General features: G+C 69.1%; 11 protein-coding genes. 10 read left to right on the forward strand and 1 reads right to left on the reverse strand.

Translation table 11 applies throughout. From position 1 onward, the window contains the following. Position 1: 1 nt before the first annotated feature. Positions 2–958 (reverse strand): isoprenylcysteine carboxylmethyltransferase family protein, encoded by a 957-nt coding sequence (locus D3230_RS14650; protein WP_202345792.1) that lies wholly within the window; start codon positions 956–958, stop codon positions 2–4. A gap of 399 nt (positions 959–1,357) precedes the next feature. Between D3230_RS14650 and D3230_RS14655 the strand changes: the two genes are divergently transcribed. The 10 genes from D3230_RS14655 to D3230_RS14700 all read left to right on the forward strand — a co-directional run bounded on the left by D3230_RS14655 (position 1,358) and on the right by D3230_RS14700 (position 23,041). Beyond that, the gene (locus D3230_RS14655) at positions 1,358–4,027 is read left to right on the forward strand and encodes an isopeptide-forming domain-containing fimbrial protein (RefSeq protein ID WP_202345793.1); all 2,670 of its coding nucleotides are present in this window, start codon (positions 1,358–1,360) and stop codon (positions 4,025–4,027) included. Between the two features lie 57 nt (positions 4,028–4,084). Beyond that, positions 4,085–6,109 (forward strand): SdrD B-like domain-containing protein, encoded by a 2,025-nt coding sequence (locus D3230_RS14660; protein ID WP_202345794.1) that lies wholly within the window; start codon positions 4,085–4,087, stop codon positions 6,107–6,109. A 232-nt stretch (positions 6,110–6,341) separates the two neighbouring features. Then, the gene (locus D3230_RS14665) at positions 6,342–13,826 is read left to right on the forward strand and encodes a DUF5979 domain-containing protein (protein ID WP_202345795.1); all 7,485 of its coding nucleotides are present in this window, start codon (positions 6,342–6,344) and stop codon (positions 13,824–13,826) included. Positions 13,827–14,139: 313 nt separating this feature from the next. Then, positions 14,140–14,229 (forward strand): potassium-transporting ATPase subunit F, encoded by a 90-nt coding sequence (locus D3230_RS14670; RefSeq protein WP_202345796.1) that lies wholly within the window; start codon positions 14,140–14,142, stop codon positions 14,227–14,229. After that, entirely contained in the window at positions 14,229–15,902 is a 1,674-nt protein-coding gene (gene kdpA, locus D3230_RS14675) for a potassium-transporting ATPase subunit KdpA (protein WP_202345797.1), read from the forward strand. Before D3230_RS14670 ends, kdpA begins: the two co-directional genes overlap by 1 nt. 3 nt (positions 15,903–15,905) lie before the next feature. Beyond that, on the forward strand, positions 15,906–18,086 hold the full coding sequence (kdpB, locus tag D3230_RS14680; protein ID WP_202345798.1) for a potassium-transporting ATPase subunit KdpB: 2,181 nt from the start codon (positions 15,906–15,908) through the stop codon (positions 18,084–18,086). Between the two features lie 43 nt (positions 18,087–18,129). After that, entirely contained in the window at positions 18,130–18,750 is a 621-nt protein-coding gene (kdpC, locus tag D3230_RS14685; protein ID WP_202345799.1) for a potassium-transporting ATPase subunit KdpC, read from the forward strand. Continuing rightward, a complete protein-coding gene (locus D3230_RS14690) occupies positions 18,747–21,248 on the forward strand; it encodes a sensor histidine kinase (protein WP_202345800.1) in 2,502 nt (833 codons plus the stop codon). Before kdpC ends, D3230_RS14690 begins: the two co-directional genes overlap by 4 nt. Continuing rightward, complete coding sequence (locus tag D3230_RS14695; RefSeq protein ID WP_202345801.1) at positions 21,245–21,976, forward strand: response regulator; 732 nt, start codon at positions 21,245–21,247, stop codon at positions 21,974–21,976. Before D3230_RS14690 ends, D3230_RS14695 begins: the two co-directional genes overlap by 4 nt. A gap of 180 nt (positions 21,977–22,156) precedes the next feature. Then, complete coding sequence (locus D3230_RS14700) at positions 22,157–23,041, forward strand: ABC transporter substrate-binding protein (RefSeq protein WP_202345802.1); 885 nt, start codon at positions 22,157–22,159, stop codon at positions 23,039–23,041. Positions 23,042–23,071: the final 30 nt, after the last annotated feature.

Genomic DNA, 23,071 nt, shown 5'->3' on the forward strand with positions numbered 1-23,071 from the left:
GTCACACGCGAGGCGGCTGGGGGATCCAGCACCGCACTCGGCGCTGGTAGGCCCGGTACGCGTCGCCGAATCGCTCCGTGAGCTCCCGCTCCTCGTGAGGGCGCACCAGCCAGTCCCACACGATCGCGCCCGCAATGGCGTAGATCACCACGAGCCACGAGGAGAGCATCATGCCCACGGCGACGCCCTGGGCGATGCTGCCGAGCGCCATCGGGTTCCGCACGGTGCGATAGGGGCCGCGGATCACCAGGGCGGTGGTTGCCGCTGAGGGCAGCGGGGTGCCCCGTCCGATGGTGGCGAGGGATACGGCAGACCACACGCTGAGCGCGCCAGCGGCACCGAAGAGTACGGCCCCGGCTGACCGCCACACGGCCCCAAACTCGCCGGCGAGGCCCCATCGCGACTCGAGCCAAGCGATCACGAGCGGGATAACGCAGAGGAACACCACCCAGAACACGCTGGTTTGCGCTGCGGTGCGCCGCAGTCGCGCCCCGGGGGTCCGGGAAATATCGGTGCGCCCCGCGAGCGGACCACGGAGGAGGAGCTCGCTCGGAACTCGGCCGAGCCACAGCACCAGGGCTGCGCCGATGCTCCCGATCGCGGCCGCGAGCATCAGCACCGCGCCCCACCCGGCCAGACCGGTGGCCGTGGCATAGGCCACCATGCCGATCGTGACCAGCGTGGTCCAGAGCGCGCTCACCGCGGCACCGGGCCGCCACCCGGCTGCCGCAGCACCCGAAGCGAGGACAAACAGGGGAAGATCCAGCCCAAAGATGAGGACCGGATTCAGTGCGCCGAGGGTGGCGTGACGGACGGCGTCGCTCGTGAACACGGCGACCCACCAGAGCGCACCGGCCACGGCCTGCAGCCCGAAGTAGGCGCGGGCGAGACGCGGATCTCGGAGAAACCAGGGGCCCGGCGCACTCGCGTCGTGCAGAGGCGTGGGGCCACGTTCCATATCTTCAGCGTAACCGGGCCCACTGCACTCTGCGCGGGTCGCGCGCGCCCGTTCGCTGAACGCATGCCGAGCGACCGGCGGAGAGGGTGACGCGGCGGGTGATCTTTGCGACCGTTGCTGGGGCGCACGTGCGCCAGCGGCACCAAATTTGGCGTGGTGATGCGGAACTTGGCGCGATGCGACGGTGTGTCGAGTCCGCGCGGGCCGTCTCGGTTCCGTGGTAAGGCGCGCCTCGCGCTGGTAGTGTCGAGTGGGGCATTTTGGCCCGTGCAGGTGCATGTCAGAGCGCGATGGGGATCGCGCAGACACGACTCGAGGGGATTCGAGCCGAGCCACCCGCACACACAACGGGGTACTCGGGGCGTTTTTTGGCGCGCCGATACAAATATTGGGGGATGTATGCCTTCGGCATATCCGGGCGCAATTGCCGCGCCCAAACGACGCTGGAGCGGGCTGTCAGCCCTGCTCGCCGGCGTCCTGACAGCGCTGCTCGTGGTGACCGGTTTCAACGCCGCTCCCGCGATGGCTGCGGAAGGCACTGTGCACCTGCAGCTGCCGAGCAACTTGGCGACGCACAACGGCCAGCCGGTGTATGTCGAGGGCGAGTCCTACGTCCTCGGGGTGACCTTCAGCCGCAGCGAGATTCCGGCGGGACACACCGCGGTCATCGAGGTGCCGAAGGGCTTCACCATCGCGGAGGGGCCGAAGGGCGTTGAGTCCATCGAGTCCTTTACGCTTGCCGACGGCATTCTGACCATCAAGTTCAAGGACCCCATTCCGGTCTCGAACGGCGGCTTCGACCTGAACTTTACGGTCGACACGGTGACGGAGTCGTCGGAGCAGCCGATCTCCTGGAAGGTCAACGGCCAGGAACAGAGCCAGACCATCATCATCCAGAAGGGTGGCGATCAGTTCACGACCATCACCGACGGTGGCTCGAAGAACGGGTACGACGCGAAGTTCCCCGCGGTGACCGTCGACGATCAGGGCAAGGTGGTCCTCAGCGACGAGTTCCTGAATACGGAACTGAACTACGTGATCACGGTGAACAGCAAGGCCGCACGCGACGTGACGATCACGGACACGCTGCCCGAGGGGCTGAGCCTCGTGCCCGGCTCGTTCCAGATGCGGAAGACGGTCTGGGACGCGGAGGGCATGAACAAGCAGGGCCCGCTCGCCGTGGACATGTCCGCCGCGGAGTACACGGGAACCTCGTTCACCCACGCCTTCCCCGCGGAGCAGAACTCGATCTACGAGCTCTTCTACACCGCGAAGATCGCCGACGCCGCTGCGCTCGCTCAGCTCCGCGACCAGCTCCAGGCACAGTACGACCTGGTCAAGGACAAGGAAGGTCAGCGGTTCGAGATCAAGCTCACCAACACCGCTGATATTGCGGGCGTGAAGGGCTCGAAGAGCTACACCATCGGGTCCTCCACGCCGAAGGCGCCCGCTCCGAACTATGGCGCCGCGTTCAAGAAGTCCTCGGACCTCACGGGTGACACCCCGGTCACGCTCAAGGGCGAGGGCCCGGCGATCGAGCCGACGCTCCCCATCACGTACACCCTGACCGCGGACCTGACGCAGTTCGCCAATTTCGTCGGCAAGAAGTACGAGCTGCAGCGCAACGTGGTCATCACCGACACGCTGCCCGCGAACCAGAAGTGGGTGCTCGGCGACGATTTCCTGAGCCCCGCGTACACGCTCGTCAGCGGCGTCTCCGCCGAGGACTTCGCCGGGAACGATTACGTCGGCTCCTACATGATCGACGGCCAGGTGCTGCGCATCAACGTCGGTCAGGACCTCACGAAGAAGCACACGATCACGGCGAAGGCCGAGCTCGTGAGCGTTGAGGGCCTGGCGGTGCAGAACGACCCCGAGCACAAGCCCTACGTGTCCCAGCTGTTCACCGGCCTGAAGAACTCCGCGCACTTCGCCTACGACAACGGGAACGGCCGCACGGTCACGACCGACGGTCACGTCGTGACGACAAAGGACCCGACGACCGGGATCAACGACCAGGAGAAGTTCAAGAAGCGGACGGACTCCAAGCCGATCATCCTGGGCAAGGGCGAGACCGTCGCGCAGATCCCCTTCACCTTCACGGTGGGGGCGAACACGGGTGACCCGCAGAAGTCGATCATCACCGATTACATCGATCACACGCTGCTCGATGTCTCGGAGAAGACGCTGCCCGCGATCACGAAGAGCATCACGGGCAAGTACGCCTGGGAGTTCCCGATCGATCAGGACACGATCGATGTGGCGCTGAACGCCGACGGCAACCTGGAGTTCCGCCCGAACGCCGCCTTCCCGAAGGACGTCAACGGACGGGCTGCAACCAAGCCGCTGACTCAGAGTTTCGAGTTCACGGTCCTCATCCCGACCAAGCCGATTGAGGGCAAGAGCGCGATCGAGGTCACGAACCGCGCCGACTACACCGGCGAGGATCGCGAGATCGTCTTCAAGTCGCACACGACCTCGACGGCTGGCGCAGCCGGCCGCGAGATCGACGTGAAGAAGACGGTGTACAACGCGGCGAAGGACGAGTTCACCACGAACCTTCGTGCTCCGCTGACCGAGGATGGTGCGCTCGTTGAGGACGAGTACATCTACCGCGTGCAGTTCATGCCGACGCTGGAATACAAGAACATGCTCTTCGACATCAACGACGAGCTGGTCAAGGACCTCGAGTTCATCGGCTTTGTGAACCCGGATCAGGTCACGACCGGCGGCGACGCCGGCAAGGGCACCTACACGATTCCCGGCACTCAGCTCACGGCAAAGTTTGACCAGGCAAGCAACAAGATCACGGTTGCGTCGGGTCAGCAGATCGCCGGCGGCAAGCTCACCGAGCTGTTCTTCAAGGTGAAGATCACGAACTTCGAGGACGGCAAGGGCATCGAGAATGCGATCGGACCCGAGAAGGTCACGATCACGCCGACGAACGACATGCCCCTCGACATCTCGAAGCTGAACGAGATCGACCCCACGGGCGATCCGATCACCGACCGTGACGCACGCTTCGAGCTGCGTGACGCGGCGGGCGAGGTGGTCATCTCCGATATGTAGATCGTCGGTGGCAAGCTCCGTGTTGCGGGCAAGACGGGCGGCGACGCGGTTCCGACCGTGAAGCAGGCCGGCACCTACACCGTGCACGAGCTCAAAGCACCGAAGGGCTTCGTCAAGAAGACCGAGCCGGTCGCGCTGATCGTGGACGAGGACGGCACCTCGCAGGAGACCAAGTTCTTCAACACCCCGCGCAGCGCGGTGAAGAAGGTTTCGGTCGGCGACTACGTCTGGCTCGATGTGAACCGCGACGGTATCCAGGACGCCGGCGAGGACCCCATCAAGGGTGTCAAGCTTGCGCTCACGGGCCCGAACGGCCAGCCGGTGACCGACATTGACGGCAACCTGGTTGCGCCGACGGTGACGGATGACAAGGGCTTCTACGAGTTCATCGATCTGCCTGCGCTACAGCCGGGTGAGACCTACACGGTGTCGATCGTGCGGGACGACGAGGACACGAAGCAGGCGCTTGAGGGTCTGATCCCGACCAAGGAGAAGGGCACCGACGATCGCGAGAAGGATTCGTCGACCTGGACCGCGGTGTCGCGTGACGATCTCGTGAACGATGGCGACCGTGATCCGTCGCTGGACTTCGGCTTCCAGGTGAAGAGCTACGCCATCGGCGACATCGTCTGGGTGGACACCAACCGCGACGGACAGCAGGGCGAGGACGAGTTCCTCGAGGGCGTCACCGTCCGCCTGCTCGATGCCGACGGAAACGTGGTCACCGAGATGCAGACCGACGCGAACGGCCGTTACCTCTTCGATGAGCTGGCAGCCGGAACCTACGAGGTCGAGTTCGTGCTGACCGACGAGCAGCAGGCGAAGTACGTCTTCACCACGCCGACCGTCGATCCGGCCGAGACCGATTCCAACGCGGACCCGGTCTCCGGCCGCACGGGCAAGATCGTGCTCGACGACACGAACACCGCCCTCACGCACGACTACACGACCGCGGATGGCACGAAGGTGCGCGCCACGCAGGGTATCGACCCGACGTGGGACGCGGGCGTGGTGCTGAAGTCGGTCTCCGTGGGCGATTATGTGTGGCTCGACGTGGACGGCGACGGCATCCAGGGCACCCACGAGGACGAGACCCCGATCCCGGGCGTCAAGCTCGTGCTCACGGGTCCCGACGGGAACCCCGTCACGGATGTCTTCGGCAACCTGGTTGAGCCGACCGTGACGGACAACGAGGGCTTCTACGAGTTCCCGAACCTGCCCGCGCTGAAGGACGGCGAGACCTACACGGTCACGATCGACCAGGAGGATACGGGCACGCAGAAGGCACTCGAGGGCCTGATCCCGACGAAGACCGGCGGCACGGATGACCGCGAGCTCGACTCCTCGGAGTGGACCGCAGTCTCGCGTGACGATCTCGTGAACAACGGTGATCGTGATCCGTCGCTGGACTTCGGGTTCAAGCACAAGACCTACGCGATCGGCGATGTGGTCTGGATCGACACGAACAAGGATGGCCTGCAGGGTGACACCGAGTACACCCTGAAGGACGTCATCGTGCGCCTCTTCGACGAGCAGGGCACCCTGATCGCCGAGACCACGACCGACAAGAACGGGCTGTACGTCTTCGATGAGCTTCGCGCGGGCACGTACCGCGTGCAGTTCGAGCTGACGCCGGCTCAGGCGAAGGTCTACGAGTTCACGAAGACGGGTGGCGGCGATCTCGCGCTCGACTCGGACGCGGGCAAGAACGGGTTCAGCACCTGGATCATCCTCGATGACTCCAACGCGAATCTGACGCTCGACTACGAGTACGCGCACCTGACCGGTGCGATCAAGGCGACGCAGGGCATCGACCCCACGTGGGACGCCGGCGTGATCGTGAGCGAGCCGAAGGGCCCCGGCCCCGAGGTGCCCACGACCGATCCCGAGGAGCCGGCGAAGCCGGGCCCGAAGGACCCGGAGGGCACGCCCGAGCACCCGAAGGGTGCCGTGACCGTGGGCGGCCTGGCCGTCACCGGTGGGGTGGCGCCGTGGGCCTACGGCCTGGGTGGCGCGGCACTGCTGGTGCTGGGTGGCGGCGCACTGCTGCTCGCCCGTCGCCGGGCGGGACGGCACGCCTAGCGTGATGAGATCGTGATTCATCTCTGAATCACGAGTGAGGGGAGGGCTCGTGCCAGTTGGCACGGGCCCTCTTCGCGTCCCAGCCGCCCGTCCGAACGCGCTGAGGGACACCGGACGTCATCAGATGATGCGCATGGCTCGCTCATCGGATACTGTAAGAGCAAATTGCTCCCTCAGAACGACCTCGGGGAGTACCACCGGTGGGTTGGGAATGGGGAAAAGCGTGCGACGCTTGCGACAGACACAGAAGACCGGACGGCGCGGGATCGCGTGGGCACTCGGGGCCGCGCTTGCGCTGGGCATGGCGATCACGACGCCGCAGGTCGCGCAGGCCGCCGAAGACACGGCGGTGCTGGAGATCACCAAAACGGCCTCGACCACCACGCTGAAGCCCGGCGAGACGATGGAGTATCGGATCGAGCTCGGCTGCTCCACGATTACTGACCTCGGCTGCCGCGGGGCAACGCTCTCCGATCTGATCCCCGCAGAGTTCGAGATCATTCCGGGCAGCGTCTCGGTGGCGAACGCCACGGCGAACCCGCCCGTCGTGGACGGCAACCAGGTCACGGTCGAATTCATCGACCCCCTCGGCGACGGCACCGTCGGCCTGATCGAGAACGCGGACGCCGTCATCACCATCCAGGTGAAGCTCCGCGACGATCTCCCCTACGAGGCCAACGGTGTGCCGATCGTGAACACCGCCGTTGCCGACGCGGAGAACGCGGCCGAGGTCTCGGACCAGGCCACGGTGACCCCGGAAGTGGAGTTGAAGCTCCGCACCGATGTCGAGAAGGGCTACAGCCCGGATCGCGGACAGGCCGTGCCTGGCACCCCAACCACGCTCACCGTGCAGGGGACGAACACCTCAAACGCGGGCGTGGAATCGCTGGTGCTCACCGACCCGAAGGACCCGGCGGCCAGCCCGAACCCGTTTGACCACCTCGACATGACGGCGCTCGAGACCCTCACGTTCCCGGAGGGCGCCGCGCCGACCGCCACGGTCGAGTACTACGTGGATGGCGCCTGGGTGTCCCAGGTGCTCTCCGCCGACGACATGCCGAACGCCCCGCCCGCGGGCGCGAAGGGCATCCGCGTCACCTTCACCGCCGCCGACGGCGGCACGATTCCTGCCACCGCGGGCGGTGGCTTCGCACTGGGACTCGTCCAGGGCCCCGACGTCGCGGAGCTCCCCGGCACCACCACCGTCGAGAACACCGTGACCAGCGAGGTCACGCTCGGTGATGACGCTGCTGAGGCCGAGAACGGGGCCGACTACACGATCGTCACCGATCCGCTCTCTGTCGGCGCAACGAAGGAGTTCGCCCAGCAGGAGCTGATCGCGGGCGAGACCACCGGCGTCACGCTCACCGGCACGAACACGAGCCTGACCAACCTTGAGACCCTCACGATTCGCGAGCCCGCGACCGGAAAGTTCGGCGAGGTCGACGGCGTGCAGATGCTCGAGTTCACCGGGTTCACGGGGACGGTGCAGTTCCCGACGACGGCGACCGCCGGCACCGTCACCCTCGACTACGTGGATACGAACGGGCAGCCCGCGAGTGTGGAGCTGGTCCTGGCGAACGGGCAGCCGTACCCGGAGCTTCCCGCCGACTTCGGCTCGCTGAACTTCTTTGAGATCACGTTCACCTCGCCCGCCCCCGGCGGCATCGAGCCCGGCGGCGAGAGCACGATCGAGTTCGATGCGACCGCGACCGATGCGGCCGAGCCCGGCACCACCCTCAGTAACGAGATCCTGGTGACCGGAACGAACCCGAACGGCACCGCGACCGCGCCAGCCGAGGACGACCTCGTGTTCGCGGAACAGCACCTGGAGCTTGAGACCACGAAGAAGGTCAACCCGGGTGAAATGTGGGGCTACCAGGGCGAGACGGCCACGGTGCAGCTCCCCACGCAGCTGAAGCCGAAGCCCGCCTCGAACGCAAACGCACACCACATCGTGGTGACGGATCCCGCGCTGAGCGATCCGAACGATCCGAACAGCGCGCCGACGTCGTCGAGTTTCTGGGACTCGTTCCGTCCCCAGCAGATCACGCGGACCGACGTGCCCGCGGGTGCGACGCTCACCGTGCGCTACTACGACACCGTCGATGGCGTATGGAAGGATCTGCCGGGCGCGGAGAACGTGGTCGGCGCGACGAGCTTCACCATGGTGATTCCCGAGGAGCTGCGCGACCGCATGGGCGGTCTCCAGTTCGATTTCGCGAACGAGGACCCCGGCTTTGAGCCCGGGAACACCGTGCAGCCGAACTTCACCTCGGAGCTGAAGGAGGGGCTGCCCGCCGTCGAGGCACCGGGAGGTGCGCACGAGATCGTCGAGAACTGCGCCGCCTCCGCGGCTACCGGCGCGCCGGGCGTTGAGCCGGGCGTCTCCGCCGAGAGCTGCCAGGAACTCCAGATCAACAACCCGATCATCGGCGTCCACGACCTGCTCGAGAAGGTCTGGATCCTGCCTGAGGATGGCATTGTCCCGTCCCGGAGCGGTGCGCACGCGACCTCGCGGTTGTACTGGTCAACGGGCGGACGCACCGGCGTCGACCAGATGGTGGTCGCCGACACCCGCCTCGCGCCGGGCGCGAACTTCGATGCGGCGACGGGCCCGACTGATCCCGTGCAGAGCACCGTCTACAACGCGTTCAACCTGTTCAAGATCAAGGCGATCACGCCCGAGCTCGACCCCTCGCTGCAGTGGGACCAGGTCACGGACGTGCAGCTGTGGAACGCCGCAGCCGGACAGTGGCAGACCATCGCCGCGGCGGCGGGGAACCTGCCCTACCAGGGGAGTGTCCCCGAACTCGCACTGACGGCCGCTGAGCAGCTCAGCACGACCGGGGTCCGGCTCCTGTACGCGGAGAACTCGGCGGCACGCGCCGCATCGACCGATCCGCTCGCCCCCGCCGTGGGGTCCGGCGTCGCGAAGACCAACAGCGCGAGCCCGGGATCGACGGGCGTGCGCTCCCTCGACCTCGAGTGGGAGCTGCGGGACGCGAAGCGCGTTCCCGCCGGCGAGCCCGTGCTCGGGACCGCCACCTTCAACACGCCAACGCTCGGCGACGTCAACAACATCGCGAGCGGCACCTCGGTGGCCGGCGACGGCACCGTCATGGGGCACGACGACGACGGTGACATCATCTCGATCATCGACCGGCCCGTGGGCGTGAAGCTCACGAAGGGCTGGACGGGCGGCGTGCTCGGCGTGCCCCCGGCGGACGCCGACCAGGCGCAGTACCCGACGAGCCGCGTCACGCTCGTGGCCACGAACACTTCGGTGACGCGGCTCGAGCAGCTCGACATCATCGATCCCGGCGCGGGGGGCGCGAGCCCCTTCGACGTCTTCAACCTGCAGCGCATCGTCTCGGTGCCGAACACGGTGGCGGGTGCGGACCCGGACCAGACGGTCGTGATCCTCACGGCGTCCGATGGCACCGAGACCCGGCACGCGCCGGGTGCCGCCGTGGCGCTCGCGAACACGCCGGCCGGGCAGGCCCTGCTCGCCGACACCGTGAAGGTTCAGCTGCACACCGAGGGCCGTGCCGACGCGGAGGGGAACACGAACTCCATCGAGAGCGGTGCCACCGCCACGCTGGTGATGGACCTGCAGCTGCGCAAGACGCACCGCGAGGGCGGGGCACCCGTCACGCGCGTCGACTCCCCGGTGAAGAACGAGGCCGAGGCGCTCGCGTGCGATCTGTGCGACGTGCCCGGGGCACCCACGGGCTCCCACGCGGAGGCGGACGACGCGGCGCAGATCCAGCTCGACACCTTCGAGCTCGACGTGCAGACCACGAAGACGTTCACGCCTGACCAGCAGCGGGTGGAGTGGCTGCCGGGCGATCCGCAGCACACGGCGGAGGAGTGGCCGGCGATCCGGATGGATCTGACGGCGCGGCCCACCGGCACGGCGCGGGCCGAAAAGCTCGTGGTCACCGATTCGGCCGAGAACCGCGTCCCGGGGGAGGCCTCGGCGAAGAGCTTCTGGAACGCCTACCGATTCGTGGGCTTCACGAACGACACGCTGCTCGTGCCGACGCCCGTGAACCGGGTGCAGGCCGAGGTGCTCACCGGTGACTTCACCTCCGGGCTTCCGGCGAACGCGCTCGATTTCACGGCAGACACGAGCACCCCCAACGGGGACGGCTGGCTCGCCGGGACCGCGGCCCCGGTCGCCGTGACCGGCGGCAAGATCGAGGGGGCGGCCGCCGCGCTGCTCGCCGACATCGCGCCGGCAGACTACGACAAGATCCGCGGGATCCGACTCACGTTCCAGACCGTGGACGGCGCGGGCAACGCGCGAGCGTTTGAGAACCCCGCGAACCCGAAGGTGGAGATCGCGCTCGACGTGAAGCGCCGCGCCTACCTCGTGTCCGAGCCGGACCGCGCGGTGCCGGATTCCAACGCGCAGTTCAGCGCGCCCGGGGAGTCGCCCACGGCACCCGGCGGCCTGTTCACGAACACGGTCGACGCGGAAGCCGAGAGCCACGTGAAGGTGCCCGTCGCGGGCTCGCCTGACCCGCTCCCGCTCGTCGCGACGGACGAGGCGACCGACCAGGTGACCTACCTGGCGGGCGGCATTCAGGTCGCGGTGGAGAAGACCCCGCGCGGCGCGCAGCAGCCGGGCGTGGTGATCCCGTTCACGCTGAAGACCACGAACACGGCACCGCGGTCCGACGACGAGCACGCGAACGAGGAGCTCGGGATCTCCGATCCCGTCATCGTCGACGTGCTCCCGATGGCGGACGGCCTGCCCCAGCTCGTGTTCGACCCCGACATGGAGGTCGAGAAGCGGTTCAGCTTCGCCCTGGAAAACCGCATGGCACCCGAGCGCTCGGTGATGCCGGTCGATCCGGCGCAGATCAAGGTGGAGTATCTCGACGAGCACTTCGATCCGATCGCGGCGGGCGCCGAGCCCGCGCACCTGCGCTTCACCTTCCCGGAGGGCACGGTCCTGTACCCGCAGGAGGCGTACACGATCACCGTGAACATGATGTTCCGGCCGGGCGTGCTCGCGGGCGAGGAGCACAAGCTGGTGAACGCCTTCAGCGTCTCGAGCGACGAGCCCTTCACCGGCGGCTGCAACTTTGAGGAGGCCCCGCCCGGGGTGCAGATCACCGAGTGTGGCACGGACACCGAGGTCTACCCGACCGAGGCGGGCGCGCTGCGCGGCAAGAAGTACGTGCGGGCGAACGACACGGGCCTCGGCCTCGCGGACGTCCCGAACCCGAACGCCGGAAAGGCCTGCGTGCCGCAGTTCGGCGACGCGGACACCGGATACTCCTTCAACAACTGCGTGCCGATCACGAAGCCGCTGGGCGTCGAGACCTGGCGCGAGGAGCTCCAGAACACGGGCACGCTCGAGATGGACACGGTCGTCACGATCGACTCGCTCCCGAAGCCCGATGATCAGGGCGCGCTCGTGCTGCTGCCGCGCAAGTCGGAGTGGCAGCCGAGCTGGGTGGGGAACACCGCCGTCGTGACGGACGACGGATACCGCACGGACGCTGCGCCCACGCAGTTCTACTCGAGCTCCGAGGACGCCGTGTGCAACGCCGACCTGAAGCCGACCCAGGAACAGTGTGTGGACTACTGGACGCCGATCCCGGCGGGTGCCAGCGAGGCGGAACTCGCCGCGCTGAACATCCGTCACGTGAAGACGGTGTTCGACTTCTCCGCGAACCCGCTGCAGCCGGGCGAACGTCTCGCCTACACCTTTGAGACCCGCACTCCGGCGCAGGCCCCGAAGATGACCGCCGACACCGTCGCCTGGAACTCCATCGCGGTGGGCGCACAGACCGTCGCCTCGGACGGCGTCACGAAGGCCAGCGTGCTCCCCACGGAGGGGCTGCGCGTCGGTGTGGCACTTGCCACCGGCCCGCTCGCCGTGCAGAAGACGGTGACCGGCCCCGGCGCGGAGTTCGCTCCGGAAACCTTCGACGTGCAGGTTGTCTGCACGGTCCCCGAACGCGAGGGCTCGATCGGCGGCGCCGTGACGCTCGATCCGATCACGCTCACGGTGCCGGCGGGCGAGACGGTGACGCTCGACGAGCAGTTCCCGTGGGGTGCCGAGTGCGAGCTGCAGGATGTTCCCGGTGCGAACGGCGAGACCTCGTCGCAGGCCGAGACGGTCACGATCGGGCGGGACACCGACCCCGTGCCCGTCGCGAAGCTGACGAACACGTATGAGCTGGGAGCCTTCACGGTCACCAAGGAGGTCGCGAACGGCGCGACGAACCAGGACGGTGAGGCGATCGACTACGGCGAGTTCCCGGTCGCGGCGGTCTGCACCTTCCTCGGCGAGGAGCTCCCGCTGGATCCCGCGGAGGCGACGCTGACCGCTGGCGGTACGGCGTGGCTCGTGGACCAGCTCCCGGTGGGGGCCGAGTGCACCCTGACCGAGACGGACACGAAGCGCGGCGACGCGAGCCTCACCGTCAACGGTGCACCCGTGACGCCGAACGAGGACGGGTCCTGGACGTTCGTGATCGCCGACAGCGAGGCCGCCGTCGACCTGCAGCTCACGAACACCATGTCGCTCGGCGCGCTCGAGCTCGCGAAGCGCGTCGAGGGCGCGGGTGCGGCGGCGGTCGCCCCGGAGACCGTGTTCACCTTCGCGGTGGTCTGCACCCTTGACGGGCAGCCCGTGTACGACGGCACCGTTGAGCTGACGAAGGCCGAGGCGGATGCGGGCACAGTGAAGCGCATCGACACCCTGCCAACGGGGGCCGAGTGCGCGGTGACGGAGACCGGCACCGGCGGTGCGACGACGTCGGTCGTGACGCCGGATCCGGCCGACGGCCCCGTGGTGATCGAGACGCTCGAGGAGACCGTGCTGGTCTCCGCCGCGAACACCTACGACGCGGGCAGCTTGCACGTGACTAAGGAGATCACGGGTGCGGGCGCAGAGCGCTGGGGAACCGGACCGTTCGAGGTGTCGCTCGCCTGCGAGATCGGCGGCCAGCCGGTCACCGTGCCCGAGGGGGCGACCCGCCCGCTCACGGCGGAGACCGATTACGAGGCCGACTACACCGGCCTGCCGATCGGTGCCGCGTGTGAGCTCACGGAGACCGTGACGGGTGGCGCGACCTCCTCGGAGATCGTGACCGCCGCGGGCGATCCGGTGGTCGAACCCGTCGTGATCGGAGCCGGCGACGCGCTTGCGCTCCGCGTGATCAACACCTTCGACGTCGGTGCGATCGAGGTCGAGAAGCGGATCACGGGCCCGGGGGCTGCGGAGGTCACCGACGCGGTGTTCACGGTCGCGCTGGCCTGCACCATCGACCGCGACGGGAAGACCGTCGAGATCGAGGTTCCGGATGGGGCCGAGCGCGAACTGTCGCGGGACGGCGGACTGACCGCCAGCTACGAGCAGCTCCCTGTGGGCGCGGCCTGTGAGCTGCGGGAGACCGAGGCCGGGGGTGCCGCCACGGTGAGCATCACGCCGAACCTCGGAGACCCGGCCGTGGGGGCTGTGACCGTCGCCGCCGGAGCTGCCGCGCAGCTCACCGTGGTGAACGAGTTCGCGGCCACTCCGGTGCCGCCGGTGGATCCGCCGACGCCCGGGACCCCGGGGACGATGCCCGGCCTCGTCACGACCGGTGGCGGCGCACTGACGCCGTGGCTGATCGGTGGCGGCGTGCTGCTGGTGCTGGGTGCCGGGCTGCTCGCCCTGCGCGCGCGACGCCGCACGGACGACACCGAGTAGTCCGCAGCAGTGACGCCGGTGGGCGGTGCCTCCTGAGGGGGGCACCGCCCACCGGCGTTTCTGGGGTCCCGGGCGTGAGGAAACCGTAAGGATCCGCGGGCGCACGGGCCGCGCCCGTATGGATTCCGTGAGGGGGTCTCCCGGGGGCCGCTCAGGGGTGATGCACTGAGGTCAGCGCCCGGTTCGGGCGCTCCGCGGGACCGCCCGCGGCGGTTCTTCGATCGGAGCTTCTCGTGCTCGACGTCGTGTATCTCCTCGGCGCCCTCGCCCTCTTCGCCCTCGTGGCGCTGGTGGGGAAGGCGGTGGAGAAGCTGTGATCATTCTGGAAGCGCTCGCCGCGCTGCTGGGCCTCGGGGCCATCGCCTATCTGGTGTGTGCCCTCGTGAAGCCGGAGCGGTTCTGATGGCCTGGCTCGGATTTCTCGCCACGGTCGGGACGCTGATCCTGATCCTCGCGATCACGTACCGTCCCCTGGGCGACTACATGGCGTGGGTGTACACGAGCGGCCGCGACTGGGCGGTCGAGCGTGGCCTGTACCGGGTGATCGGGGTGGACCCGAAGCGTGGGCAGTCGTGGCAGGCCTACCTGCGGGCCGTGCTCGCGTTCTCCCTGGTCGGCGTCCTGGTGCTGTACCTCCTGCAGCGCACGCAGCAGTGGCTCCCGGCCTCGCTGGGGCTCCCGCCCGTCCCGGAGGGGATCGCGTTCAACACCGCGATCTCCTTCGTGGCCAACACGAACTGGCAGGCCTACTCGCCGGAGGCGACCGTCGGATACGCCGTGCAGTGTGCCGGGCTCGCGGTGCAGAACTTCGTCTCGGCGGCCACCGGCATCGCGGTCGCCATCGCGCTGGTGCGCGGCTTCGCCGCGCGTCGATCCGGCACGATCGGCAACTTCTGGGTCGACCTGATTCGCGGCACCGTGCGGATCCTGCTGCCGATCTCGGTGCTGGGGGCGCTGGTGCTGCTCGCGGGCGGCGTGATCCAGAACCTCGCCGGATTCACCGAGGTGTCCACGCTCGCGGGGGCGACGCAGCAGCTTCCGGGCGGCCCGGTCGCCTCGCAGGAGGCGATCAAGCTGCTCGGAACCAATGGCGGCGGCTTCTTCAACGCGAACTCGGCGCACCCCTTCGAGAACCCCGCGGGCTGGACCAACCTGGTGCAGATCCTGCTGATCCTGCTGATCCCGTTCGCGCTCCCGCGCACCCTGGGCCGGATGGTGGGCGATCGCCGTCAGGGCCTCGCGATCCTCGCGGTCATGGCCACGCTCGCCCTCGTTTCGGTGACGGCGCTGACGGCGTTCGAACTCGCCGGGAACGGCACCGGTCCGCAGCTCGCCGGCGGAGCGCTCGAGGGAAAGGAACTGCGCTTCGGGATCGTCGGATCGACGATCTTCGGTTCCGCCTCGACGCTCACTTCCACGGGCGCGGTGAACGCCATGCACGATTCCTTCACCGCGCTCGGCGGCATGATGCCGATGCTCAACATGATGCTCGGCGAGATCGCCCCGGGCGGCGTCGGATCCGGGCTGTACGGCATGCTGATCGTCGCGATCATCGCGGTGTTCGTCGCCGGGCTGCTCGTGGGCCGCACTCCCGAGTACCTCGGGAAGAAGATCGGACCGCGCGAGATGAAGCTGGCGAGCCTGTACATCCTGGTGATGCCGGTGCTGGTCCTCGTGGGCGTCTCCCTGAGCTTCGCGATCCCCGGCGTGCGGGAGAGCGTGGTCGGCGAGTCGATCGCGAACCCCGGCGTGCACGGGCTCTCCGAGGTGATCTACGCGTTTGCCTCGGGGGCGAACAACAACGGCTCCGCCTTCGCGGGGCTCACCGCGAGCACCCCGTGGTTCACGGCCGCGATCGGGGTCGCGATGCTGCTCGGACGCTTCATCCCCATCGCCCTCGTGCTGGCGCTCGCCGGCTCGCTCGCGGCCCAGGATGCCGTGCCCGCAACCGCGGGCACGCTGCAGACGCACCGGCCTCTTTTCGTCGGCCTCATGGCCGGCACCGCGGTGCTCGTCACCGCCCTCGTATTCTTCCCGATCTTGACGCTGGGGCCCCTGGCGGAAGGGCTGAGGTAACACATGTCAACGCTCACTCACACCCCCGAGCAGGCGCGGCGAGAGGCCGCCGAGCAGGCGGCCGCCGTGCGCGCCGCAGCGAAGCCCGCGAAGACGCTCACCTGGGTGCAGGTGCGTGCCGCGCTTCCCGACGCGCTGCGCAAGCTCCACCCGCGCGCGCAGTGGCGCAACCCGGTCATGCTGATCGTCTGGGTTGGGGCGGCGCTCACCACCGTGCTCGCCGTCGCGGAACCGTTCCTCGGCGGGCCGCAGGCCTCCGGCGGCTCCTCGATCCCGTGGTCGTTTACGGGCATCATCGCGGTGTGGCTCTGGCTCACGGTGCTCTTCGCGAACCTCGCGGAATCGATCGCGGAGGGGCGCGGCAAAGCGCAGGCGAACTCGCTCCGGCAGACGCGCACCAGCACCACGGCGCGCAGGCTCCTCGGCTATGACCCGGCGGGGGATCCCGCGGCGGAGCGGGCCGAGACCGCTGAGGTGTCCTCTGCCGAACTGCGGCCCGGCGACGTGGTGGTGGTGGTCGCCGGGGAGCCGATCCCGGGCGATGGGGACATCGTGTGGGGCATCGCCTCCGTGGACGAGTCGGCGATCACCGGCGAATCCGCGCCCGTGGTGCGTGAGTCCGGGGGTGACCGCTCGGCGGTGACCGGCGGCACACGGGTGCTGTCGGACCGCATCGTGGTGCAGATCACCGCGAAGCCGGGGGAGACCTTCGTCGATCGCATGATCGCCCTCGTGGAGGGGGCCGCGCGGCAGCGTACGCCCAACGAGATCGCGCTGAACATCCTGCTCGCGGCACTGTCGATCGTCTTTGTGACGGTCACGCTGACGTTCGGCCCCATCGCCTCGTTCGCCGCGGCACCCGTGAGCATCACGGTGCTCGTCGCGCTGCTCGTGTGCCTGATCCCCACCACGATCGGCGCGCTGCTCTCCGCGATCGGCATCGCGGGCATGGATCGGCTGGTGCAGCGCAACGTGCTCGCCATGTCGGGCCGCGCCGTGGAGGCCGCCGGTGACGTCACGACGCTGCTGCTCGACAAGACCGGCACCATCACCTACGGCAACCGTCGGGCGAGCGAGTTCGTGGCGCTCGGGGGCGTGCGCGACGCGGAGTTCGTGGCGGCAGCGTCGCGCTCCTCGCTCGCGGACCCCACGCCCGAGGGCACCTCGATCGTCGATCTGGCACAGCTCCAGGGGGTGCAGGTGGCGACCGACCCCGAGGCCGTCGTGGTCCCGTTCACCGCGCAGACCCGCATGTCCGGCCTGGACTTCGCGGATGGCGGGCAGCTGCGCAAGGGTGCCGGATCCGCGGTGACCGCGTGGCTCGAGAAGGGCGGGGCACCGATCCCCGCCGGAGACGCGGCCGAGATGCGCGCCGCGGTCGAGCGCATCTCGCAGTCCGGCGGCACCCCGCTGGTGGTGGCGGAACGGCGGGCGGACGGCTCGGCCCGGCTGCTCGGCGTCATCCACCTGAAAGACGTCGTGAAGGAGGGCCTCACCGAGCGCTTCCGGGAGCTGCGCGCGATGGGGATCCGCACCGTGATGGTGACCGGCGACAACCCGCTCACGGCCGCGGCCATCGCGACCGAGGCGGGTGTGGACGACTTCCTCGCGGAGGCCACCCCCGAAGACAAGCTGGCCTACATTCGCCGCGAACAGGATGGCGGGCGACTCGTCGCCATGACGGGCGACGGCACGAACGACGCCCCGGCGCTCGCGCAGGCCGACGTGGGCGTCGCGATGAACACGGGCACCTCCGCCGCGAAAGAGGCCGGCAATATGGTCGACCTCGACTCTGACCCCACGAAGCTCATCGATATCGTGGCGATCGGCAAGCAGCTCCTCATCACCCGCGGCGCGCTCACGACGTTCTCGATCGCAAACGACGTCGCGAAGTATTTCGCGATCATTCCGGCGCTGTTCATGGGCGTCTTCCCCGGGCTCGGGGTGCTGAACATCATGGGGCTGCACTCGCCCGCCTCCGCGGTGCTCTCCGCGGTGATCTTCAACGCCCTGGTGATCGTGTTCCTCGTGCCGCTCGCGCTGCGCGGCGTGACGTATCGGCCGGCAACCGCGGCGAAGCTGCTGGGCCGCAACCTCGCCATCTACGGGCTGGGCGGGATCGTGACCCCGTTTCTCGGGATCTGGCTCATCGACCTGCTGGTCCGCCTCATCCCCGGGTTCTAGCGCTCGCCGCAGCCCACACGTCACACGGAACAGAGAGAAGATCATGAACGCACACTCCCGCACCGCCGGGAAAACCCTCGCCGTCGCGGTCCGCGCGCTGCTCGCCTGCACCCTGCTGCTCGGGGTCGGGTACACCGCCGTGATCACGGGGCTCGGCCAGCTGGTCTTCCCGGCTCAGGCGAACGGTTCGGTGCTCACCGGCCCGGACGGCGCGGTTGTCGGGTCGGCCCTGATCGGGCAGCCCTTCACCGACCCGAGCGGTGAGCCGCTGCCGCAGTACTTCCAGCCGCGCCCCTCCGCCGCCGGCGAGGGGTACGACGGTGCTGCATCCTCCGGCTCGAACTGGGGGCCGGAACACCCGGACTTCGTGGCCGCGGTGGCCGAGCGGCGCGCCGAGATCGCCGCGCGCGACGGGGTGCCCGAGCACGCGATCCCCGCGGACGCCGTGACCGCGTCGGCCTCCGGCCTCGACCCGCACATCAGCCCGGAGTACGCCGCGCTGCAGGTGCCACGGATCGCCGCGGAGCGAGGGATCCCCGAAGCCGAGCTGCGCGAGCTCGTGGCCGCGCACGTCGAGGCCCCGGATCTCGGGTTCCTCGGTTCCGAACGAATCAACGTGCTCCGGCTTAATCTAGAGCTTGACGAACGGGAGGCCGCGGCATGAGGACACGGGGGCGACTGCGGGTGCTGCTCGGCGCCGCCCCCGGCGTGGGGAAAACCTACGCGATGCTCGAGGAGGGGCACCGGCTGCGGGACGCGGGATCGGACGTGGTCATCGCGATCGTCGAGACGCACGGACGGGCCGCGACCGCGGCTGCGGCGCGGGGGCTGCCCGAGATCCCGCGCCGCAGCAGTGTGCACCGAGGGGTGACCCTCGCGGAGATGGACCTCGACGCCGTGCTCGCGCGGGCTCCGCAGCTCGCGCTTGTCGACGAGCTGGCGCACACGAACGCCGCCGGGTCCCGCAACGAGAAGCGGTGGCAGGACGTCGCCGAGTTGCTCGACGCCGGGATCGACGTGCTCTCGACGCTCAACATCCAGCACATCGCCTCGGTGAACGACGTGGTGGAGCAGATCACGGGGGTGCCGCAGCGCGAGACGGTGCCGGATCGCTTCCTGCGCGAGGCCGACCAGATCGAGGTGATCGACCTTGCCCCGCAGGCGCTGCGCGATCGGCTCGCGGGCGGGGTCGTCTACCCGGCCGAGCGCATCGACGCGGCGCTCTCGAACTATTTTCGCCTCGGCAACCTCACCGCGCTGCGTGAGCTCGCGCTGCTGTGGCTCGCGGACGAGGTGGATCAGGCCCTCACGAGTTACCGGAGTGAGCACGGCATCGACCGCACCTGGGAGGCGCGCGAGCGCGTGGTCGTCGCGCTCACGGGCGGGTCCGAGGGGGAGACGCTGCTGCGGCGCGGAGCGCGGATCGCGGCGCGCGCCGCCGGTGGTGCCCTGGTCGCCGTCCACGTGACCAGCCCCGACGGCCTGCGCAGCGACCACCCGGCCGCCCTCGCCCAGCAGCGTGCCCTCACCGAGCAATTGGGCGGCAGCTACCACCAGGTGCTGGGGGGCGACGTGCCGACCGCACTCGTGGAGTTTGCCCGCTCGCACAACGCGACCCAGCTCGTGCTCGGCGCGAGCCGCCGCGGCCGCCTCGCCGCCGCGGTCACGGGGCCGGGGATCGGCGCGAGCGTGATCCGGGAGTCCGGCGACATTGACGTGCACATCGTGCCGCACGCCGCGGCCGCCGGGGGCACGCGTGCGCTGCCGCGCCTGGGCGGCGGGCTCACGATCCGGCGTCGCCTCGCGGGGTTCGCGCTGGCGCTCGTCGGCGGCCCGCTGCTGACCTGGCTGCTGTACGCGCTGCGCAGCCCGGAGTCGATCACGGGGGATGTGCTCAGCTACCAATTGCTGGTGGTCGTCGTCGCGCTGGTGGGCGGGCTGTGGCCCGCGCTCTTCGCCGCCGTCCTCTCGGGCATCACGCTCGACTTCCTGTTCATCGCGCCACTGTTCACCGTCACGATCACGGATCCGCTGCACGTCGTCGCGCTGCTGCTGTACATGACGATCGCGGCGCTCGTGAGCTACGTGGTGGATCGGGCCGCGCGCACCGCTCGGGCCGCCCGGCGCGCGGCCGCGGAGTCCGAGCTGATCCAGACGGCGGCGGGCAGCGTGCTCCGCGGCGACAACGCGGTCCAGGCGCTCGTGGATCGCGTCCGCGAGGCGTTTGGGTTGCGCGGGGTCACACTCACCGAAGGCGGGGACGTGGTGGCCGTTTCGGGGGAGTGCGACGGACCGGCCGCCACCCAGCACCCGGTCGGCGCGGCCGCCGAACTCGCGCTGTACGGTCCGGACCTCCCCGCGGCGGCGCAGCGCCTCCTCGCGGTGCTGATCGCCCAGCTCGACGCGGCGCTCGAACACCAGCATCTCGCGGACACCGCCAGCGAGATCGAGCCGATCGCCGCCTCGGACCGCGTGCGCGGGGCCCTGCTTTCCGCCCTCAGCCACGATCTGCGGCGGCCGCTGGCCGCGGCGACCGCGGCCGTCGGGGGTCTCCGTGCCGCCGGCCCCCACCTGTCCGGGGAGGATCGCGGCGCCCTCCTCGAGACCGCGGAGGAGAGCCTCGCCGCGTTGACGGCCCTGGTCACGGACCTGCTCGACGTGACCCGTCTCCAGGCGGATGCGCTCACGATCGAACCCGTCGCGCTGGATCCGGCGGACGTGGTCGGTCCGGCGCTCGATGAACTCGGGCTCGGGCCCGCGGAGGTCTCGCTCGCGCTCGCGCACGATGAGCGGCAGGCGCTTGCGGATCCGGTGCTGCTGCAGCGGGCCCTCGTGAATCTGCTCGCCAACGCGCGCCGCTTCGCCCCGGCGGGCACGGCGGTGCTGATCGCGAGCAGCACGTTTGCGGGTCGGGTCGAGCTGCGGGTCGTGGATCACGGGCCGGGGATCGCGCCGGATCGCCGCGGCGAGGTGTTCCAGCCGTTCCAGCGGCTCGGCGACACGGATAACAGCACCGGGCTCGGCCTGGGGCTCGCGCTCTCCAAGGGCTTCGTCGAGGCGATGGGTGGCACACTGGAACCCGAGGATACGCCGGGAGGGGGGCTCACGATGGTGGTGTCGTTGCGGGCCGCCCCCGCGCCTGCGGAGGTGGCCGAAACGTGAAGCTGTTGCTCGCCGACGACGATCCGCAGTTGCTGCGCGCCCTGCGGATCACCCTGACCTCGCAGGGCTACGAGATCCTCACCGCCGTCGATGGGGCGGCGGCGATTTCCGCCGCGATCGCGCAGCATCCCGATCTCTTGATCCTGGATCTGGGGATGCCGCGGCTCGACGGCGTCGAGGTGATTCACGCGGTGCGCGGGTGGTCGGAGGCACCGATTCTCGTCGTGTCGGGCCGCGCGGGGACCGCGGACAAGGTCGAGGCGCTCGATGCGGGTGCCGACGACTACCTGACAAAGCCGTTCTCGGTGGAGGAGTTGCTGGCGCGGGTGCGCGCGCTCACGCGGCGCGTTCCACAGCGCGACCCCGCGCGCCAGGAGGCACCCGACCTCGTGGTCCAGCTGGGGGAGATCACGGTCGATCTCGCCGCGCGCAGCGTGGTGGACACCGCGGGTGGCGGGCGGCGGCAGATCCGGCTCACCCCGACGGAGTGGCAGATGATCGACCTGCTGGCGCGCAACGCGGGTCGGCTGGTCACGCGGCAGACGCTGCTGACGCACATCTGGGGGACGGAACACGTCACCGATACCGGATACCTGCGGCTCTACATGTCGCAACTGCGCAAGAAACTGGAGCGCGATGCGAGCGCTCCGCGCTTCCTGCTCACCGAGCCCGGGATGGGGTATCGGCTCCAGCTGGCGGGCGGTGACGGCGTGGCGTCGCGCGCTTAACCGGAATGTTATGTGCGCGGGTGGCGCGATCCGGCGCGCAATTCCGCGCCCCGAGCGCCCGGCAGCAGCCTCTGTATGGAGCGGGGTAGAGACTCTGTAGGTCTACCCCGCCCCCGGGGTACTACACTCAGAGCGACATGCACCACCCGGAGCCCCGTCGGCTTCACATTGGAGAAATCAATGAAGATTCGTTACGCGCTTCCCGCGCTCGCCGCCGCCACCGTACTCACCCTCACCGGGTGCGTCACCAACGAGGAGGGCCCGCAGCAGGAGTCCACCGATACCTCGAAGATCACCGTTGACGAGGCCGCAGTGGCGCTCCTCCCGGCCGAGATCAAGGACAAGGGCGAACTGGTGCTCGGCACCGACGCCTCCTACCCGCCGAACGAGTACAAGAACTCCTCCGGCGAGATCGTGGGCTGGGGCGTCGACCTGGCCAACGCCGTCAGCGCGCGCCTGGGCCTCGAACCCAAGTGGGAAGAAGCCGGCTTCGACACGATCATCCCGAGCATCCAGGGCGGGGCCATGGACATGGGATCCTCCTCCTTCACCGACAACGCCGAGCGGCAGAAGACCGTCGACTTCGTGAACTTCTACGAGGCCGGTGTGCTCTGGGCCGCGCCGGTGGGCAAGACCGTCGACCCGAACAACGCGTGCGGCCTGAAGGTCGCCGTGCAGGCGGGCACCTTCGAGCACACCGACGAGCTCCCCGCGAAGTCGCAGGCCTGCGAGGACGCCGGCAAGCCCGCCATCGAGATCATGCCGTTCGAGGGCCAGGCTGAGGCCACCAACGCCGTGGTGCTGGGCCAGGCGGAGGCGTTCAGCGCCGACTCGCCCGTGACGCTCGACGCGATTGCCGCGCAGAGCGACAAGATCGAGGCCGCAGGCGAGACCTTCGACGTCGCCCCCTACGGCTACGCGCTGCCGAAGGACTCGGACCTGACGAAGGCCGTGCAGGCCGCCCTGCAGTCGCTCATGGACGACGGCACGTACCTCGAGATCCTGACGAAGGCCGGGGTCGAGGACGGGGCCATCGAGAAGGCCACCATTAACGCCGGTTCCTGAGGCCCTGAGTACTGAGGGGGACGTCGTACC

Source organism: Leucobacter chromiireducens subsp. solipictus (assembly GCF_016758195.1).
GTDB classification, from domain to species: domain Bacteria; phylum Actinomycetota; class Actinomycetes; order Actinomycetales; family Microbacteriaceae; genus Leucobacter; species Leucobacter solipictus.

Coding starts and splice junctions, on each gene's coding strand:
- D3230_RS14655 (WP_202345793.1), top strand. CDS start 1,358: ATGCCTTCGGCATATCCGGGCGCAATTGCCGCGCCCAAACGACGCTGG.
- D3230_RS14690 (WP_202345800.1), top strand. CDS start 18,747: ATGAGGACACGGGGGCGACTGCGGGTGCTGCTCGGCGCCGCCCCCGGC.
- D3230_RS14700 (WP_202345802.1), top strand. CDS start 22,157: ATGAAGATTCGTTACGCGCTTCCCGCGCTCGCCGCCGCCACCGTACTC.
- kdpA (WP_202345797.1), top strand. CDS start 14,229: ATGGCCTGGCTCGGATTTCTCGCCACGGTCGGGACGCTGATCCTGATC.
- kdpB (WP_202345798.1), top strand. CDS start 15,906: ATGTCAACGCTCACTCACACCCCCGAGCAGGCGCGGCGAGAGGCCGCC.
- kdpC (WP_202345799.1), top strand. CDS start 18,130: ATGAACGCACACTCCCGCACCGCCGGGAAAACCCTCGCCGTCGCGGTC.
- D3230_RS14650 (WP_202345792.1), bottom strand. CDS start 958: ATGGAACGTGGCCCCACGCCTCTGCACGACGCGAGTGCGCCGGGCCCC.